The organism is Brumimicrobium mesophilum (assembly GCF_003025005.1).
Lineage (GTDB): Bacteria > Bacteroidota > Bacteroidia > Flavobacteriales_D > Crocinitomicaceae > Brumimicrobium > Brumimicrobium mesophilum.
Genome location: NZ_PVSS01000005.1, coordinates 124,584 through 144,425, shown reverse-complemented (window position 1 = coordinate 144,425; position 19,842 = coordinate 124,584). Strand labels below are relative to the sequence as shown.

Below are 19,842 nucleotides of genomic sequence, written 5' to 3'. Positions count from 1 at the left end.
CTCCTTACTCAATACTTCTTAACGAATTACCACCTTCCGTTGAATCAAATCATTTTTCGTTTCTATCCATAACCAATATACTCCTGGAGCGGTATCAATTTGAAGTTTAAAACTATCCTTCAAAATTGTGTTATTCTCATGTATTAATCTTCCATCAGAGGAGTAGAGACTTATTTTACCTTTACCATTCAAGCCGTTAAATCTAACTTCAAAATTCCCTTTATTTGGATTTGGGACTATTTGAATATTGTTTTTTTCATAATCTTCAGTTCCTAAATTGTAACATAGATGGATTATAGTATTGTAAGATTTCGCACAGAAATTAGTATCTACCAAATTAACTGTTATATAGTTGATTCCCATATTGAGATTGTTCGATGAAAAATAATTACTTGTTACATTCCCATTTGCAATCCAATCTTCACTTATGTAATTAGAAGATTGGATAGGGATAGATAAATCATAATAACAAGGAATGTTATATAACGTGTCTAAATTTGGATTAATTTCCTCAAAAACTGTGACATTCAAGGTGTCATGAGCTATACATCCAAACGAATTTGTGCTTAACACATTAAAGTAGTTCTCACCATTGGAATAAAGGGATGTGTCAAGCAATAATGATTGCCCAAGCGATATAGAATCCAACCATAAATAATCGGTGTTGCTTGTAAGGCCGCTTAAAGTTTGGTTTTCTCCCCAACACATTGTAGGATTATAAGAGAAGTTCGACATAGATTCATGCACTGTTATTGCTAAAGTGTCAAAAGCTAGACATCCATTTGTATCTGTACTTACGACATCGAAATAGTTTAACCCTGAACTGTAATTATTTTCGTCAAATAAAATATCTTGCCCTAAACTCGTATTGCTATTCCAAACATAATTATTGATGGCTGGCGTACCGGACAAGGTTAGACTGTCGCCCCAACAAATTGTAGAATCAAATAAATAATTTGATGTATTTTCATGGATATCGATCTGTAAAGTATCATATTGTTTACATCCGTTAGCATCAGTAGAAATTACATCTATATAGTTTACTCCTAAACTGTATGATGAAGAATCTAACAATTGACTTTGCCCTATAGTCAAATCATTTTGCCAAAGGAAATCGTTTGAAGATGGTAAACCTGAAATCAATTGATTTTCTCCCCAACACATTGAAGCATTGAAGTTATAAGTAGCTTGAACTTGATTTGAAATTTCAATAGTTATCGAATCATAAACAGGACCAGGACTTAATATTTTTAATGAAAAATCAGAAGTGGTGTTCGGGATATGAACTTTGAAACCTGCATAACTAACGGGAACAGTTTCTGTATTTATGACAATACCATTCTCTATTAATTCATAAGACGCAGAGTCGACATTGAAACTATTTGAGCCAACAGGAACAAATAATGAATCATTTAGTGAACAATACTGTAAGGTATCGTAACCTAAGTTCAATATATTGCAAACAGCGCCTATACAATCAGAACGCAAAACATAAGTTTTACTTTGGTCAACGTTTAAGGTCATGCCTGTTTTGTATTCTGTGAAGGTTTGAGGAGTGTTTGTTGTGCATGGTGAAATTAATACTGCTGCAATGTCCCCGCAAGGAGTTACATCTATTTCGTTTTTTATTTTGGATTGACAAAATGGTGTTGAATTTTGAGGATGGAATAAATATCCTCCATTTATTATTCCGCTGGAATCCATTCGAATTATGAAAGGACTAACCATGTTACTAGTGGAATTCGGTGTATAATTTCCGTCCTCTCCCATTATTTTATTTCCAACTGCATCAGTAAATGCAATATTTTTTCCGGTCGTCCCAGATATGAAGATTTCGCCTGTTTCGCTTGCGACATTTAGGCTATTGGCAATTGAAAAAGTACCTGTTGTAACCCAATTAAATTGAAAGTTTTTATCAATTTGAAAGACAATCGTGCTATTTGAACCTATTTGCAAGGAATCGGCAATTGATATCGTTTCACCAAATCCTTTGCTAGCTAGGAGCATTGTTATATTATCGTTTTTATCTAGGCCAAACATAGGGATACCATCTAAATGATTGTTTAATATTTGGCTGCTGCCAGGTGTAATAATTTTTTTAAAATCATACAAACCAATTTGAGAGTTGTATTTGAACATCATAACAGATGTATAATTTGTCTCCATGTGTGTTAACCAAGTGTTACCATGCATCACTTTATTACTGTAATAACCTACTCCAAGTATTTCTCCATTACTCATTTCTATTAATTGCGGGGAATGTATAGACTCTTTTTGAGCATATCCATATACATTGTGTATTAAAGAGTGTTCTGGAATTGAGACTTGTGAAAAAGCATATCTTGAAATGTAGTTTCCGTTTAAATCAGCAGATATAATTAAAATGGTGTGATTAGTTCCTGCACTGATATGGATTTCAGTACCTGTCACAACTATGCTAATTACCCTCAAGATTGAATAACTCGTGTATATTGGGTAGTCTGCTAGATCTTTTGCCCATAACATTGTGCCTGTTTGTCCATCAAATTTGACAATATAGCCTGTGCCAGTATTTTGACCGGAGTGACTCTGGAAATTAATAGCATCGTGTGTATACCCCGCCATTGTACACTGTAACCATAATACAGCATAGACATCTCCATTTTCATCAAAATCAATATCTTCAATTACCACTCCTTTAATGTCATCTGAAATGTAAGGTGTAGCTTTTTGTTCCCATAAAAACACTCCGTTTTCATCTTTCTTGGTTAGGTGAAAAGCCGGTGTTCCTCCTGAGTAGCCATTATTCATATGGTAAACACCTAGTTCAAAAATATTACCCTGATTATCAAGTTGAAGTTTCATAATAGTGTACCTTGAATCTCCAGACTCTTCAGCGCAAAGTGAATCTCCTAAGATTTGCATTGTATCAGCAAAAGTTACTTGAATTTTTGAAGTGTCTGAGCAACCAAGTAAAGGAGTGTTGATTAATTCTATAGCAAAAACACCTGTTGTATCTCCAAAAATAATAGGAACTGTATCGCTTATGTTTTGTATTGTTAGCCCACTAGGGTTCGCACTCCATGTTCGATTTGGTTTAATTGATGAGTTTAATATTCCGACGGTATCACTTCTATAATATCCATACGAATCTGTTTGAAATAATGACTTAGGATCAATAACCGTAACTGTATCAAAATATATAACAGATGATTGACAATTTTCTTGATTGTCTTTTATTAAGAGTTGAATATAATATTTTGCATCGTCATAGTAAGAGACGTAAGGGCTTAAAAGATTCATTGTGTCTATGCCTGTTCCTTGAAAAGTTGCACCAGAACCAGAAGTATAACTTGCACTGCCGGTAAAAAGAAATTGATAAGAATAGTTTAAATTGGTTCCGGTCAGTTGAAGATTTAAGGGCGTTCCGCTACACAAAGAATCAGGTAAAGGCAACAATTGATAATCGTCATTAAGATCGTCGCCTGGATACAGTATAAGTTGCGTACTGTCAATAGTTGTACCACATTGTTGAGGTCTTTTAGAAACTAAATAAACAGTATCTTGAGAATCTATTATTGGAGAATAAATACCATATGTTGATGAAGGTGGAGGCGAAAGGGAATCAAGCATTTGATCATCTAACCATATTTCTAAAGCAGAATTATAGATGTAATTTCCAGTAGGAGTTATAGAAATTGCTGTATGGCTTTGAAAACATGGCATTGTATCAATATTTCCGAATGAATATGTTGGAGCGGGATTTAATGGTTGAAAATATACTTCTTGAGAATCGGTTCTAACAGTTCCCTTGTACCATGTCTCATGAACAATATCGAAGGTACCAAATAGATTCGGAGTTTCATAAATAAGGTTAGTGTCTGTGGATACTAAATTACCATCAAAAAACCATTTAACGGAATCGGCATAATTAAATGCTGGAGTAGCATATATTGTGTCTCCAGGACATACACTACCAACTAAATCAAAATCAGCAGGAATATAAAGATCCTCAGGTTGACTCATGTCAAATCTGCTCAAACCTCCATATTGCCCAACAGCTATTCCATAGGTTTGTCCTAAATCAAAATCAGTAGTTTGTACGAGGTCTCCAGTTGTCGGATCAACCAAGTTGTGATTGTAGTAGTAAACATTACTTGTTGCCGTATCAATTTTCATAAAAACGGTAGAACTAGCACTTAAAATATCATTGCTTGGTAAAAAGTGAGATCTATCTATGCGAGAATTAAATGTTTTAATGGCATTAATGTAAATTGAGTTAGTTAATTGTAAATTTTGGTCAAAGTGCATTAAAGTAGAAGTTTGTGCTTGGCTTGCAGTTATCAAAAAATCATTATTAATATTGCTGAAATGACGTAAACCACTTATGTAATTACTACTGGCTATAGAATTCCATGTCAACCCACCATCTAAAGATTTTAAGGTTAAATTACCGTTATAAGATACAGTCCATGCTCCAGTTAATTCATTGTATGTTATTATATTAGGGGTTGTGGAGTAATTAATTTGAGGAATTGAAATATAACTCCATGTCGCTCCTCCATCAGTTGAGCGATTTATCCCACCTTTGGATGTTGCTATTACAGTGTTTCCATTTTGTGCTATATCCTCATAAAATGAAAAGCTTGAATTTGCAGATTCAAGAACATTGGTCCAAGTTAGTCCTCCATCTGTTGTACGAATAATAATCCCTTTATAATTGTTGTCGTCTTTTCCTACCAAACAATATGTCTGTGGAGAAATTATTGCTGCTTTTTTGTAGTTATATAAGGCGTAGGGTAAGCCAAAACCGCCAAGACTCATTTCAGTCCAAGTTAAACCATCATCAAGAGATTTCATTGCTTTTATTCCTCCGACTAAGGCTACACCATCTGGTTCACTGATTTCAGCGAATTCAAATGAGTTTGTAGTGCTATGAGAAATAGTAGAAAATTGTGAAAATGTGTTAAATGATAAGAATAAAATTGAAATGATAAGTATAGTAGCTTTGAACATATAATTTGGTTTTCAAAAGCTTAGTGCTTTTAGGAATAGTACAAATATAGAGATTTTAATTATTCAGGGTTAATAATAAATGAAGATTGGGGCGAAATTATTGTGGAATTAGTCAAGTGTAATCGCCTCAAAACTCAAACCTCTCCCTCAATACTGCTGATAAAATATTATAATTTGAAAAATTGAAATATTTTATCAGCCAACACATCACTCAATTTAAAGTAACTTTCTACACTCCAACCACCAACGTGCGGGGAAAACAAAACCTTATCAGATTTCAAAAGTGCATTGAACTCAGGATTTTCGTCTCCCGAAATTGTCTTTTCGAAGGAAGCACTTTCATATTCTAAAACATCTAAGCAAGCTCCCAAGATTTTACTAGAATTTAATCCTTTGAGTAGGGCAGAAGTGCGTACAATTTTCCCTCTGGCTAAATTGATGACGTAAATTGGCTTTTCAAACGCATCAAAAAATTCCTCGTCAGCCAAGAACATTGTTTCTTCGTTTTGTGGAATGTGAAATGAAATTACATCTGCTTCCATGAAAATACTTTCCATTGTGGCAGCTTGTGCATATTGATTTCCGTAATTCTCTTTGTATTTATCGTAAGCCAAAACTTTTACATCAAATCCCGCTAGTTTCTTGGCGAATGCTCCACCGTTATTTCCATAACCGATAATTCCAACAGTTTTTCCATCGAGTTCAATTCCACGGTTTCCTTCTCTGTCCCAAATTCCCTGACGAACTTCGTTATCTCCTTTTTTTAAGTTATTGAATAAAGAAAGTAGCATTCCAAGGGCGTGTTCTCCAACAGCATTTCTGTTTCCTTCAGGTGCATTAAAACATTGGATGTTTTGTTTTTCGGTGTAGTCCAAATCGATGTTTTCCATTCCCGCTCCACTTCGTGCAATGAATTTTAATTGCGTTCCGTGTTTTAGGAAATCTTCGTTCATAGGAAATCGAGAACGAATCACCACACCATCCATTTTTGGGATTTCTGCAATACATTTTTCACGCGACCATGAAGTTCCGTCAATACAATTGAACCCTTTTTCTGTTAAACGTTCTTCTAAAATCGAATGAACTGTGTCTATGAATAGTACTTGCATTTTTTGTGTTTTGTAAATTTATTTTCTTCATTGATGTAATCCTCTCCCTCGGTCCCTCTCCAAAGTAGGAGGGAAAAACATTACATATATAGATCAAATCAATCCTTTAATTATTGACTTAAATAGTTATTTATTAAAGTTTCAATATCGATTTCGGAGCAATTCCCCCTTCGGAGGGGGATAAAGGGGGAGGATTATTGTAGAAGCTTCCCATCAAATTTAAATAGTGTTATTCTTCTTATCATTCCCCTTAAAATGCTCCTGTAAAATCTTCGCTTTCGCCAAGCCAACAACCTCAACCAATTCTTTCTCACTGGCCGCTTTAATCTTTGAAACCGTTTTAAAATGTTTCATCAAATCTTCTTGGGTTTTATCTCCAATTCCTTTGATTTGGATTAATTCTGAAACCAAAGCTCCTTTACTACGGCGATTTCTGTGGTGTTCAATTCCAAATCTGTGTGCTTCGTTTCGCATGTGCTGAATCACCTTCAAACTTTCACTTTTTTTGTCGATGTATAAAGGAATACTATCTCCTGGAAAGAAAATCTCTTCTAATCGTTTGGCAATACCCACGATCGGAACTTTTCCACGTAAACCGAGTTTCTCCAGAGCATCTAATCCTGCGCTCAACTGACCTTTTCCACCATCGACAATAACCAGTTGCGGTAAATCTTGACCTTCTTCCACCATTCTTTTGTAGCGACGGTAAAGCGCTTCACGCATCGATTCGAAATCATCTGGACCTTCAACAGTTTTAATGTTGAAATGACGATAATCTTTCTTGCTTGGTTTACCATTTCTAAAAACTACACATGCCGAAACTGGATTCGTTCCTTGAATATTTGAGTTGTCAAAACATTCCATGTGATAAGGCAATTCTTTTAAACGGAAATCTTTTTGAATAGTTTTAAGAATACGTTCTGTTTTTACTTCTGGATTCTTTAAAGATTCTTGTTTCTGTTGTTGAAGTTTGAAATATTTCGCATTTCGTTGAGAAAGATCTAACAAATGTTTTTTGTCTCCTCTTTGTGGAGTGAAGAATGTTAACCCTTCGACTTCAAAATTCTCGGCATTTTCGATCAATATTTCTTTGGATTGACTATTGAATTTTTCTCTCATCTCCAATAGGGCGAAAGTCAAGATTTCTTCATCAGATTCATCCAATTTCATTTTAACTTCAACCGTAAAACCATGAATAATAGTTCCATTATTGATCACCAAGTAATTCACGAATGCTTTGTTCTCCGCTTTTTCAATCGTAATCACATCCACTTGGTGAATGGTAGGAGAAACAACTGTAGATTTTGCTCTATATTTTTCTAAGGCTAAGATTTTCTGCTTCGTTTCTTCCGCTTCTTCAAAAGCAAAACGTTCGGCAGCTTCCTGCATTTTATCTTTCAACATGCGAATCACAGAAGCGATATTTCCTTTTACAATGTGTTCTATTTGTTCAATATATTCATTGTAAGTCGCTTCTTTTTCTTTGCCAACACAAGGTGCTTTACAATTTCCGATGTGATATTCTAAGCAAACTTTATATTTTCCAGCATCAATTTTCTCCTGACTTAAATCGTAATTGCAATTGCGCAAAGGATAAAGTTCACGCATTAAATCCAACAAAGTATTCACAACATAAACAGAAGGATAAGGACCGAAATATTTTGATCCATCTTTGATTACGCGACGAGTTGAGAAAACCCTTGGGAATCTTTCATTTTTGATGCAAATCCAAGGATAGGTCTTGTCGTCTTTTAGCGCAATATTATATTTTGGACGATACTTTTTGATGAGGTTGTTTTCCAGTAACAAAGCATCTTGTTCCGTATCTACAACCATATAATGCATATCATGAATCTTGCGAACTAAAATTCTTGTTTTTGCCGTATCATGGTTCTTGGTGAAATATGAATTAACCCGTTTCTTCAGGTTTTTCGCCTTTCCAACGTAAATTATTTTTCCAGAAACATCAAAATACTGATATATACCAGGTTTTTCTGGCAATGTTTTGATCTTCTCGTTGAGTTTATTTAACCTTTCTGACACCTTACAAAGATATGTTTTTTATGAGAATGGGTTTTGGGTTTGGTTAACACATTGTAGAGACTCACGGCCGTGAGTCTCTACAATGTGTTATTTTTTCTTTTTCTTGTATACTGGCACCGTTGAACAAGGCTCCCCATACATTATACTTTTCGAAACAGGTTGTAAATGTTTCACCAATTCCGACATTGCGAAAGCAGGGTGGGCAACATCAGAACAACCTTTAATTATAATTCTTCCATCTTGGAATTTCTCTAAATCAATTGCAGTAATATTCGAAAGGATCAATTGTTTTTCAACTTCGGCTTTATCGCCAACGAAACCAATAACTCCGTGTTCTTGCAATTTTGAAATCACCAACATAAAAGCCCAAGTAGGAATAATTGCATCCGCGGAACAAAAAACACCAACAACCTTTCCTTCGTATTGTGTCCAGTCGTTCTCTTTAATAAATTCACGAAAATCTTTTTCTTTCAAAGCGATTCCTTGCCATAAATTCTCTTTCAAGTCGATGGTAACGATCGATTCTTTTGGTTTGTAGTCCGCCAAATCAAGCTGAATTAAACCACTTTTCTGAATTTTATTTACAATTTCTGTCATTTTATTCTGTTTGTTGAATTGTTTAACAAATGTAGAAGAAGTTTGTTGATTTTTAATTACGAATTGGGAATGATTTTTTGAAGCGACCAATGGATGCCTTCGACAGGCTCAGTAATCGAAGTTTAAACCGATGACTGAGCCTGTCGAAGGCATTGGGGAGATGCCGTAAGTTAATCAATAATCGGATTTTACTTCGACGAATAAATTGGTAAGGTGCGTTTTTTATCACCTTTGCTCCCTCTCCCTTTTGTTTTTTCCATGTGAAGAATCACCACCACTCCTCTTGATAACTTTAAACCCAAACCCCGTGTTAATACCAGATATTTTATGATTTTTGTATCATGAAATTAAAAAGTTGGATTCATGCAGCGCGTTTAAGAACATTGCCGCTCTCACTTTCGGGAATTATCGTAGGTAGTTTTGTCGCTTATAACCAAGGTTTTTGGGATACTCGAATTTTTACTCTTGCCATGCTAACTACATTATTCCTCCAAATTTTATCGAATTTTGCGAACGATTTAGGAGATAGCTACAAAGGTGCAGATAATGAAGGTCGAGTTGGTCCAGAAAGAGCTATTCAATCTGGGGCGATTTCACAAAAACAAATGATTGTTGGAACAGTAATTATGGCTGCGTGCTCTTTGATTACAGCAATTCCATTAATTATTTTTGGAACTTCAGATATGCCTTCATCCGTTTTGTGGATTTATGTGATTTTAGCTTTACTCTGTGTCTTAGCTGCAATAACCTATACTGTTGGAAAGAAAGCCTATGGTTACAACGGGATGGGTGACGTAATGGTTTTTATCTTTTTTGGATTGGTCAGTGTTTTAGGAGTTTATAGTTTGTACGCTAAGCAATTCGATTGGAGTTTATTGGGAATGGCTGTCGGAATTGGAATGTTGAGTATTGCAGTTCTCAATCTAAATAACATGCGTGATCACGAGAATGATAAATTAGTGAATAAAATCACGATTGTTGTCTCAATGGGCTTCGAAAAAGCTAAAATCTATCACACCTTATTAATTATCGGTTCATTGGTTGGCATTCTAACTTTCATTCTGTTGAATGAATGGTGGTTGAGTTTAGTCGCATTATTGCCTTACATTATTCTAATAAAACATCTTTCTAAAGTTTGGAAAACGAAAATTCCTCAAACCTTAGATCCTGAATTAAAGAAAGTCGCATTATCTACTTTCGCAATTTCTATTCTCTTTTTAATTTCTACAGTATTATGAGTTTAAAAGCCAGTTTCGAAAAGAAAATATTCGAATTTAAACGTCCAAGTGGAACAAGTCGTGGAGTTTTAACAGAGAAAAAAGCTTGGTTCATCACCGTTTGGAATAAACATAATCCTGATGTAAAAGGAGTAGGAGAGTGCAGCATAATTCCAGGCTTATCACCAGATTATGAAAATGATGAACAGTACGAATTAAAAGTTAGTTCGGTAATCAAAGATGTTGATTATTTCTCCATGAACCCGGATGAACTAAAAGATTTCCCTTCGATTTTCTTTGGATTAGAAATGGCGCTTTTAGATCTTAAAAATGGAGGAGAAGGCGTTTTTTATGATACTGCGTTTACAAAAGGAGAACAAGCAATTCCGATAAATGGACTCATTTGGATGGGTGATGAAGAATTCATGCAATCTCAAATCAAACAAAAATTAGCCGAAGGGTTTTCTTGTATTAAAATGAAAATTGGTGCTATAGATTTTGAAAATGAATTAGAGATTTTAGCCGGAATAAGAAAACAAGTGTCAGCAAAAGAAATTACATTAAGAGTGGATGCAAACGGAGCTTTTTCTCCAGAACACGCCCCAGAAAAATTAAGAAGATTATCCGAATTTGATTTGCATTCAATCGAACAGCCAATAAAACAAGGTCAGATTGAAGAAATGCATTCACTTTGTGAGAAAAACATTCTACCGATTGCGTTGGACGAAGAATTGATTGGAATTCATGATTACGACGAAAAAAAGCAACTTTTAGACAGCATTCAACCACAATACATTATTCTAAAACCAAGTTTAATTGGCGGATTCAAAGGAACAAAAGAATGGATTGAACTTGCAGAAGAAAGAAATATTCCATGGTGGATAACAAGTGCTTTAGAATCAAATGTTGGACTAGATGCGATTGCACAATTTACAAGTACTTATGAAATTACACTACCTCAAGGATTAGGAACAGGTGCATTGTACACGAATAATACGCCGAGTTTGTTGGAGGTCAAGAATGGTGAGCTACGCAGGTGATGATTTGCGTAGGTGCCACTACCAGTACCTATCCAATAAATAAAGCAAAGCGCTCAAACTCCCTGCGCCCAATTCTAATTCTCTTTTATTCACATTTTCGAATATGTCATTCGCATTGTGATGGAAGTCAAAATAACGCTGACTATCTGGAACAAAGCCAATCAAACCGATGTTTTCAAATTCATCTTTCAAAGGTCCGATATCTACACCGCCATAACCAAATTCGAAATGGTGAAGTAAATACGGTTTAAATAATTTTTCAAAAGATTTCACTAAATCTAAATGTTCTTGATTTCCATCTACAGAAAACCCACGAGGAGAAAATCCGCCACGGTCACTTTCTACTGCTAAAATATGATTCTCACCACTCGCTTTTACTTTTTTAGCATAGGTTTTCCCTCCCATATTTCCGTTTTCTTCATTCATAAAGAAAACTACACGTAAAGTATTGTTTGGTTTATATCCCATCTCTTTCAAAATTCTCAATGCTTCCATCGAATGAACAATTCCAGCGCCATCATCGTGTGCACCTTCACCAACATCCCATGAATCTATATGTCCACCAATTGTAATAATGTTGTTCGGATTTTCAGAACCTTTTAATTCTGCAATTACATTGTGAGATTTTATGTCTGGTAATACCTTACAGTCCATTTCGAAGTGAAAAGTAAATTTGTCTTTACTTTCAGTAATTAATTTTTCTAAAATGGTGGCGTCTTTGGTGGATATTGCTGCTGCAGGAATTTTCTTTATTCCTTCTTCGTAGTGCATTGTACCAGTGTGTGCATGTTCGTGTTCACTCAAGCTTAGCGAACGAATAATAACTGCTTTTGCACCAAGTCTTGCTGCGTCAATTGCGCCATAACCTCGAATCGGATAGCAAGCTCCGTAAGCTTGAAAAGTAGTTATCATTTTTTGATCCATTGGTTGAGCGATAAACACAATTTTTCCTTCGATTTCCTCTTTTTTTGCTTTTAATAATGCATCTCGGTTTTTAAACATTGTAATTTCACCAGACATTATGCCGTTTGTAGGTATAGAACCACCTAGTGCTAACATATTTACTTTTGTTATTTTCCCGTCTTTTGATTGAAAATAACCGTTTTCCTTTGTTCCTCTTTCCCAATGTGGAACCATGATTTCTTGAAAATAAACGGTGTCAAAATCGTATTCTTTCAATTTGTGATATCCCCATTGAACTGCCATTTCTGCACTTACGGAACCAGAAAGTCTAGCGCCTACATCTTTACATAAACTTCGTAAGTCTTCATAGGCTTTTCCGTTTTCGAGCGCCTCAGAATAGATGTTTCTAAGCATCAGGCTGTCTTCAGTATAATTGTTTTCTTGTCCATAATGGAAAGTGTAAACACTCAACATTACAAGTGATAGTATGATCTTTCTCAATTGCATTTTACAATAAGTTAAAATGCTGAAATTACTAATAAATATTAAAATGATGATTTTGGGTAAAAGTGGAAGCGTACGTTTTGGATTCATCATCCATATTCAAGAATTTAAGCGTTTTGAATATCCATAGAATCAATTAACTTTGTGAAGGACTTAAACTTAGGAATTGTGAAGAATAAATTGAATAAAGGGCTTGCGTATTTGTTATTAATTATATTGATTGCTACTGCTTTATATGTTTTTATTTATTATATGTTGGCAGACCAAATTGTAGATTTGAGAACTTTGCCAACAGGTTTTTTAATTGCTGTGATTGTATATATTCTAACACAACTAATAAAACGTTACTTTCAAAAGAAAATGCCTTGGTACAATTGGTTATATTATCTAGGTCTTATTGCTGTAGTAATTCCATTGCCGCTTTTTTCAGTTCAGGGTGACTGGGTTTTTACAGTTACTAGATGGGGTTCATTATTTTTACTCATTCCACCACTTATCGAAATTATTGTGTTGTCGAGATCTAAGCGAAAAGTGCAACGATAAAAGATTTTCAGGTTACGAATTTAAGGATTTATTCTTAATCAGATAAAATTGTCTTATTTTCCATTGTTTATCCGATTTTTCTTTATATTTTAGGATTTTTTATGATATAACGATGATTTTCGTCAATTGGTCGAATTTTATTATGATTTCAGCATTGTTGAATAAGGTTATATAATTAATTTAATTAATTTGGTACAAACGTTACCAAGACATGACTGACATTCTGCTAAATAAAATCATTGATAAGACTTCAGTTGATGAATTTAAACTTTCTGATTTTTTAGATTTAATCAATAAATTTAGCCTGAATATTGTATCTGCTAAAACGGTAGAAGAGGTTTTTAATATTTTGGTTTGTGATGTGTCCAATGAGTTTAATTTTCTAGATTGTGAGATCTACAAAATTGATACACAAAACAACTCGTTTTCTAAATTAGCTTCTTTCGATTTGGAAAAAAAATCTGATTCTTCATTGGTTTCATATGATCAATTTCATATGAGGATTGTTGCAGAGAAAGGGGAATCATTGTTGGTTGAAGATATTTCACTAAACAATAACTTTTTTCCTAAAAATGTTTTAGAATTTCGTTCAGAATTAGTTGTACCTATTAAATTAGATAATGAAGTCTGTGCTGTTTTAACAAGTAAACATCCACATAAAAATTTTTATAAAGAATACCATCAAAAAATAATAGAAGTTGTCATTTCTATAGCAATTGGTAATTTAGTTAAAATTAATAAAGCTTCTGAATTAGAAGATGTAAGGGAAGAACTAGTTACTATTTTGGGGAGAAAAAGCACCGATTTAGATAGTGCTGTCGATACTTTATCTAATCAGTTTTTTACGCTTAAATCGCAACACCAAAAACAAGAAACTTTAATTCAAGAGGTACATCACCGTGTAACCAATAATTTACAAATCATTTCAAGTATTCTTCATTTATATATCAATAAAGAAAAAACAATTAACAAGAATTCTTTGCAGGAAATTCATGATAGGGTACATGTAATGGCTTTCATTCATCAAAATATTTACAAATCTATGGAGATGAATTTGGTGAACCCGATATCTTATTTGAATGATTTAATCAATTACCTAAAAAGTACTTCTAATAGTTTGAATACTAGTTTTCAGCCTAAGTTGGAAATAGAACATTTTGGAATTGATGTTTTAGTTCCTCTAGGCTTGTTGATCACTGAGATCATCTTTTACTGGACTGGTCAATTAAAAGATGATAAGCTGGTCAACCTAGATTTTAAGCTCATGAAGGGTAGTGTTAAAGGAGCTTACAGCTTTGTTATCCAAGATGATGAGTTAACGAAATTTGAATCAGAAATGGATTTCATAGAATCCGATGATGTAAATTCAATCCTCATTTCTGCGTTAACAGAACAGTTAAACGGAGATTTGTTCCAAGGTTTTGATAACGGAAATTTTTTGAGAATAAATTTTAAGGAATTCTCCTAATCTCTTTTTTTAATTGTTCATATTTTAAAAAGTTTAATTTTGCAGCTCCAAATACAGCAAAAATTAAATTATGAGGATATTGTACTTTCTTATGAAATTCATTTTGAAAATCACTCTATGGGTTTATTATCCTAGATTTAGAAATGTAAATCAGCCTAAAAAAAGATATGCACGTACTATTTATATGAGTAATCATGCTGCGTCTTTTATGGATCCTTTAGCGGTGGTTGGAAGTCAACGTCCTATTGTCTTCTTTATGACAAGGTCCGATATATTTAAGCCTTTCCTTAAACCAATACTCTGGGCGTCTCACATGTTGCCTATATACAGAAAACATGACGGAGAGGATACCAAGGCGAAAAATGAAGAAGTTTTTAAGGAATGTGCCAGACTTTTAAAAGGTGGAAGAAGTATTATAGTTTTTGCGGAGGGTTTTACAGATGATGTTTTTATAAGGCGACTGAAATCTGTTAAAAAAGGAGCTGTTAGAATAGGATTTTTATCTCTTGAGAGAATTAATTGGAAAAAGAAAATCTACCTGCAGGCAGTTGGTGCAAATTATTCTGAACCCAATACGCTGGGCAGCGATTGTGTTGTTTCCAATGGTGATCCTATATGTTTAAATGATTACAAAGAGGCCTATGAGAAGGATCCTAGTAAAACTATTTTGGATTTGACCTTATTAATGGAAAAGGATATGCGAAAGCAGATAACTGATGTAAGAAAAGCAGCCATGGCTCCTTTCCATGAAAATGTAATGCGCATTACCAGAAAGGGTATGAATGCTGTGGATTCTAACTTTAGAATTCCTTTATTACAAAGGTGGGAGTATTCACGGAATTTAGCGATTTGGTTCAATGAGAATAAAGTAGAAGAGAATAAAGAGTTAATGGTATTAAAGCAAAGACTTGAGGATTATTTCACGCGCTTAAAAAAAGAGGAATTAGAAGAAACACCTTTGTATAAAGTTGAAAATAATTTAAGAAATAAATTTAAAGATTATTTATTTTTATTCAGCTTGGCACCTGTAATGATTTTGGGTGTTATTCATTGCTATTTACCTTATAAATTCATTAAGAATTTTATTGAAAAATCTTTCAAACGAAAAGTCTTTTGGGGAAGTGTAAAAATGCTCTTAGGCTTTGTTGCGATAGCTCTTTTTAATATTCCAATTATAATTTTACTGGTAAAATTACTCGATTGGTCTTCAATTATAGGGGTGTTATATTTTATGGTTGTACTTCCAATTTCTGGAGTTATAGCTTATAAATGGTTCGAGGCATACAATTTAAATAAAAAGATGAACTATGTCTCTAACAAAGACGTCTCTAAAATTGTTGAGGAAAGAAATGCAATTGAAAAAGAAATCCAAAGACTGATTCCTGTATCTTAAACTGCTTTTAAAATTGTTTTTCTGTAAATCCAGTGAAACAATAGCGCTATTAAAGAACCCCAAATAGCTCCTCCAATTATGTCTGTTGGATAATGAACACCTAAGTACATTCTGCTATAGCTAACGAGTATCGCCCAAAATAGTAGGATTGGAACAATGAATTTTATTTTTCCTTTCAATTGTTGTAAAAACATAACTGCAATTGCGAAAGAATTGGTCGCATGTCCAGATATAAAACCATATTTACCTCCTCTGTAAAAATCATCTGCTTTTATTTCATGATAACGCAATTGCTCACCAAGCGTTAAATGATGGGAGGGCCTGTAACGCATAATTGTATGCTTGAATCCAAAGTTAGCCGTGAAATCTGCTAGCCCAACTGCTGCCAAACCAAAGGCGGTAAACCATAAAGCATGTTTAAGTGAATACTTTATATAAACAAGTACAAAAAGAAAAATGTAAAATGGAAACCAAATAAACTTGTCACTTACCCACCACATTAAAAAATCCAATAAAGGAGTGTTCGCTCCATTTATTGAAATAAGAATAGTTTGTTCAATTTCCTTTAACCAATCAATCATGATCCAACGTGTTCCAGATTAAATCCTTTAATTCATTAAGATTCTGGTTTGCAACAGAAGAAATAAACAATGATTTAATATTATCAGGTAATTCCGCTCTGATTTCATCTTTCAATTCATCGTCCAGCATATCTGATTTTGAAATGGCAAGAATTCTTTCCTTGTCTAATAACTGTGGATTATATTGCCTCAATTCATTTACAAGAACTGCAAATTCCTTAGCGATATCATCACTGTCAGCAGGAATAAGGAACAATAAGATTGAATTTCGCTCGATATGTCTTAAGAATCTTAATCCAAGTCCTTTTCCTTCATGTGCTCCTTCAATTATTCCAGGAATGTCTGCCATCACAAAGGAACGATTTCCTCTGTAACTCACTATTCCTAGATTAGGACGAAGGGTTGTAAATGCATAGTCCGCAATTTCTGGCTTTGCTGCAGAAAGTACAGATAAAAGTGTACTTTTTCCAGCATTTGGGAAACCTACTAAACCAACATCGGCAAGAATTTTTAATTCTAAAATTGTCCATCCTTCTTGTTCGTCCTCTCCAGGTTGCGCATAATCAGGTGAGCGGTTTGTAGAACTTTTGAAATGAGTATTTCCTCTACCACCTTTACCACCTCTTTTGATGATTACCTCTTGTCCATCTTCATCTATCTCGAAAAGAATTTCGTTGGTTTCAGAATCTCGAACTATTGTTCCAACTGGAACGTCAATGTAGGCATCATCTCCTTCGGCACCAGTTCTTTGCTGTGCACCTCCACTTTTACCGTGATCAGCTTTCGTATGCTTTTGGAATTTCAAGTGAAGTAAAGTCCACATTTGTTTGTTTCCTCTAATGATAACATGTCCACCACGACCACCATCTCCACCATCAGGACCTCCTTTAGGAATATGTCGTTCTCTTCTCATATGACGAGAACCTGACCCACCTTTACCTGATCGGCAGTAAACCTTAACGTAATCTACAAAGTTATCTGAAGCCATTCAATTAATCTTTAAGGGATTCTATTGTTTTTATAATATCGTTCGTGATCTCATCTATACTTCCAACTCCTTTTATTGCATGAAGTTTTTCTTGTTTATCATAGAAAACTTTCACCGGTGCAGTTTCATTGTTGTAAACCGAAATTCTGTTTGCAATAATTTCTGGATTGGCATCATCCGCTCTTCCTGAATCAATCGCTCGCTTACGCAATCTTTCTTTTAATTCAGCTTCTGGAACCTCCAATGATATCATTCCGGCTACTTTAGTTCCTTTTTCTTCTAAAAATGAATCTAAAACTTCAGCTTGAAATGTAGTTCTTGGAAAACCATCAAAAATAAAACCTTTTGGATTTTCAATTTTGTTGACTTCAGATTTTAGCATGTTGATCGTTACTTCATCAGGCACTAATTGTCCTTTGTCAATATATGACTTAGCTAATTTACCTAACTCAGTTTTATTTCCAATGTTGTATCTGAAAATATCACCTGTAGATAAATGAACTAGTCCATATCTGTTAATGATTTGCGCTGATTGGGTACCTTTTCCAGCTCCAGGTGGTCCGAAGAATACTAAATTTAACATATTGCTTTTTATTCTATTATCTTATAAATTTCTCTTGAATTCCTTCCGAATTCTAAGTAGTCCAAACCATATCCAACAATAAACTTATTAGGAATTTTTATTCCATAATATTTTGGTGGATATTTTCCTTTGAATGCTTCTGGCTTGTATAAAAGTGTAGCAACTTCAACGGACTTAGGAGCATTGTGGTCAACCATAGAATAAAGCTTACTCAAAGTGAGTCCTGTGTCTACGATGTCTTCCAAAATAACAACATGTTTGTCTTTGATGTCTGTGCTCAATCCAATAAGTTCGTGAACTTTTCCAGTGCTTGAAGTTCCTTTGTAAGAAGTAACTTTAACAAATGATATTTCACATGTTAATTTAATACTTTTCATAAGGTCTGCTGCGAACATAAATGCACCATTTAAAACGCCAACAAAAACAACTTCCTCACCTTTGTAATCGGTGTTTATTCTTTCAGCAACTTCTTCTATAGAATTTAGAATTTCTTGTTCAGAAAGGTATAATTCGAATTTCTTATCTTGTATTTGCACTTATTTCTTGATTTGTACTTTCTACAAAGATAATATTTTTAAAACATTTTTATTGTTCATAAACTTTTTTATGATTCAAGTATTATTCTCCGAAAGGCTTCATTAACTTCGCAAAGATTTTGAAAACTTAAAAATAATGGAAAAACAGTGGTACGGAGATGCATTTAAATTAGGTGTATTAGGAGGTGGTCAATTAGGTAGAATGCTTATTCAGTCTGCAATGAACTATGATGTTCATGTTTATACAATGGACAATTCTAAAACTGCGCCATGTGGAACATTAGCCTATGAATTTACTGAAGGAAACATCCAATCTTATGCTGATGTTATGGCATTTGGAAAGGATAAAGATGTTTTGACCGTAGAAATTGAGCATATAAATGTTGATGCTTTGGAAGAATTAGAAGCAAATGGTGTTAAAGTTTTTCCTCAACCTCGTGTTTTAAGATTAATTCAGGATAAGGGATTGCAAAAAGAATTTTATAAAGTAAATGGGATTCCTACTGCACCTTTTCATCTAATTAATGATCGCTCCGAGCTTCATGATTACAGTAATCAGATACCCTTTATTTTGAAGATGAGAAAAGGTGGTTATGACGGTAAAGGAGTAGCAATTATTAAATCAAGTGCAGATCTTGAAAATGCTTTTGATGTGCCTTCTTTAATTGAAGATAAGATTAACTTTACAAAGGAGCTATCCGTCTTGGTGGCAAGAAATGAAAATGGCGAAGTGAAAACTTTCCCTGTTGTTGAATGCGAATTCAGTGAAAAATTAAATTTGGTTGAGTTTTTATTCAGTCCAGCTAATATTTCTCAAGAAATTGAATTAAAAGCAACAAATTTAGCAAAGGAAGTAATAGAAAAACTGGATATGGTTGGACTTTTAGCAGTTGAGTTATTTTTGACTCAAGAAGGAGAATTATTGGTTAATGAAGTTGCTCCAAGGACCCATAATAGTGGACATCATACCATTGAGTGTAATTATGTGTCACAGTTTGAACAGCATTTACGTGCTATTTTAAATCTTCCGTTAGGTGATACAGAAATAAAGTCGCCTGGGGTAATGATTAATTTGTTGGGTGATGAAAATCATGAAGGACCAGCAAAATATGAAGGTGTTGAGAACTTGATGCGTATGCAAGGAGTTCATGTTCATTTATATGGAAAACCAACTACGAAACCAAATCGTAAGATGGGACATATTACAATTACTGGAAAGCACCTTGACGAAGTTAAATTGAAAGCACGTAATGTTCAGGAATCCATTAAAGTGATATCGAATTAATGGGTTTATAGCAAATCTTACAGTATTTTTTGTAGATTTATGAGTTCGACAAATTGA

15 protein-coding genes are annotated in these 19,842 nt (G+C 34.1%); 6 read left to right on the top strand and 9 right to left on the bottom strand.

Translation table 11 applies throughout. From position 1 onward, the window contains the following. Positions 1-18: 18 nt before the first annotated feature. From C6368_RS06665 to C6368_RS06650, 4 genes are all read right to left on the bottom strand, one after another. Positions 19-4,995: a T9SS type A sorting domain-containing protein gene (locus C6368_RS06665; RefSeq protein WP_107038412.1), complete on the bottom strand. Its 4,977-nt coding sequence runs from the start codon at positions 4,993-4,995 to the stop codon at positions 19-21. A gap of 167 nt (positions 4,996-5,162) precedes the next feature. Further along, positions 5,163-6,104 carry an NAD(P)-dependent oxidoreductase gene (locus C6368_RS06660; protein WP_107038411.1) on the bottom strand — a complete coding sequence of 314 codons (942 nt, stop codon included), beginning with the start codon at positions 6,102-6,104 and terminating at the stop codon, positions 5,163-5,165. 219 nt (positions 6,105-6,323) lie between these two features. After that, a complete protein-coding gene (gene uvrC, locus C6368_RS06655) occupies positions 6,324-8,147 on the bottom strand; it encodes an excinuclease ABC subunit UvrC (RefSeq protein WP_107038410.1) in 1,824 nt (607 codons plus the stop codon). Between the two features lie 87 nt (positions 8,148-8,234). Further along, positions 8,235-8,744: a DUF2480 family protein gene (locus C6368_RS06650; protein ID WP_107038409.1), complete on the bottom strand. Its 510-nt coding sequence runs from the start codon at positions 8,742-8,744 to the stop codon at positions 8,235-8,237. A 341-nt stretch (positions 8,745-9,085) separates the two neighbouring features. Here C6368_RS06650 and menA point away from each other — a divergent pair, with 341 nt between their 5' ends. Together menA and C6368_RS06640 are read left to right on the top strand one after the other, a co-directional pair. Continuing rightward, complete coding sequence (menA, locus tag C6368_RS06645) at positions 9,086-9,982, top strand: 1,4-dihydroxy-2-naphthoate octaprenyltransferase (RefSeq protein ID WP_107038408.1); 897 nt, start codon at positions 9,086-9,088, stop codon at positions 9,980-9,982. Further along, complete coding sequence (locus C6368_RS06640) at positions 9,979-11,001, top strand: o-succinylbenzoate synthase (protein ID WP_107038407.1); 1,023 nt, start codon at positions 9,979-9,981, stop codon at positions 10,999-11,001. Before menA ends, C6368_RS06640 begins: the two co-directional genes overlap by 4 nt. A gap of 18 nt (positions 11,002-11,019) precedes the next feature. Here C6368_RS06640 and C6368_RS06635 read toward each other — a convergent pair whose 3' ends face one another. Next, the gene (locus tag C6368_RS06635; protein ID WP_107038406.1) at positions 11,020-12,411 is read right to left on the bottom strand and encodes a M20/M25/M40 family metallo-hydrolase; all 1,392 of its coding nucleotides are present in this window, start codon (positions 12,409-12,411) and stop codon (positions 11,020-11,022) included. Between the two features lie 165 nt (positions 12,412-12,576). Between C6368_RS06635 and C6368_RS06630 the strand changes: the two genes are divergently transcribed. The 3 genes from C6368_RS06630 to C6368_RS06620 all read left to right on the top strand — a co-directional run bounded on the left by C6368_RS06630 (position 12,577) and on the right by C6368_RS06620 (position 15,812). Continuing rightward, positions 12,577-12,951 (top strand): hypothetical protein, encoded by a 375-nt coding sequence (locus C6368_RS06630; protein ID WP_159038477.1) that lies wholly within the window; start codon positions 12,577-12,579, stop codon positions 12,949-12,951. A gap of 211 nt (positions 12,952-13,162) precedes the next feature. Next, positions 13,163-14,419 (top strand): histidine kinase dimerization/phosphoacceptor domain -containing protein, encoded by a 1,257-nt coding sequence (locus tag C6368_RS06625; protein ID WP_107038404.1) that lies wholly within the window; start codon positions 13,163-13,165, stop codon positions 14,417-14,419. Between the two features lie 70 nt (positions 14,420-14,489). Continuing rightward, complete coding sequence (locus tag C6368_RS06620) at positions 14,490-15,812, top strand: 1-acyl-sn-glycerol-3-phosphate acyltransferase (protein ID WP_107038403.1); 1,323 nt, start codon at positions 14,490-14,492, stop codon at positions 15,810-15,812. Here C6368_RS06620 and C6368_RS06615 read toward each other — a convergent pair. From C6368_RS06615 to hpt, 4 genes are read right to left on the bottom strand one after another with little or no spacing between them, the layout of a single operon-like run. Next, positions 15,809-16,393, bottom strand: a complete 585-nt coding sequence (locus C6368_RS06615) for a phosphatase PAP2 family protein (RefSeq protein WP_107038402.1) — start codon at positions 16,391-16,393, stop codon at positions 15,809-15,811. The genes C6368_RS06620 and C6368_RS06615 overlap by 4 nt on opposite strands. Then, positions 16,386-17,381 (bottom strand): GTPase ObgE, encoded by a 996-nt coding sequence (gene obgE / locus C6368_RS06610; protein ID WP_107038401.1) that lies wholly within the window; start codon positions 17,379-17,381, stop codon positions 16,386-16,388. Before obgE ends, C6368_RS06615 begins: the two co-directional genes overlap by 8 nt. Positions 17,382-17,385: 4 nt before the next feature. Continuing rightward, complete coding sequence (locus C6368_RS17585; RefSeq protein ID WP_107038400.1) at positions 17,386-17,964, bottom strand: adenylate kinase; 579 nt, start codon at positions 17,962-17,964, stop codon at positions 17,386-17,388. An 8-nt stretch (positions 17,965-17,972) separates the two neighbouring features. Next, positions 17,973-18,500, bottom strand: a complete 528-nt coding sequence (hpt, locus tag C6368_RS17580) for a hypoxanthine phosphoribosyltransferase (protein WP_107038399.1) — start codon at positions 18,498-18,500, stop codon at positions 17,973-17,975. A gap of 136 nt (positions 18,501-18,636) precedes the next feature. Here hpt and C6368_RS06595 point away from each other — a divergent pair, with 136 nt between their 5' ends. After that, positions 18,637-19,785 (top strand): 5-(carboxyamino)imidazole ribonucleotide synthase, encoded by a 1,149-nt coding sequence (locus tag C6368_RS06595; RefSeq protein WP_107038398.1) that lies wholly within the window; start codon positions 18,637-18,639, stop codon positions 19,783-19,785. Positions 19,786-19,842 lie beyond the last annotated feature (57 nt).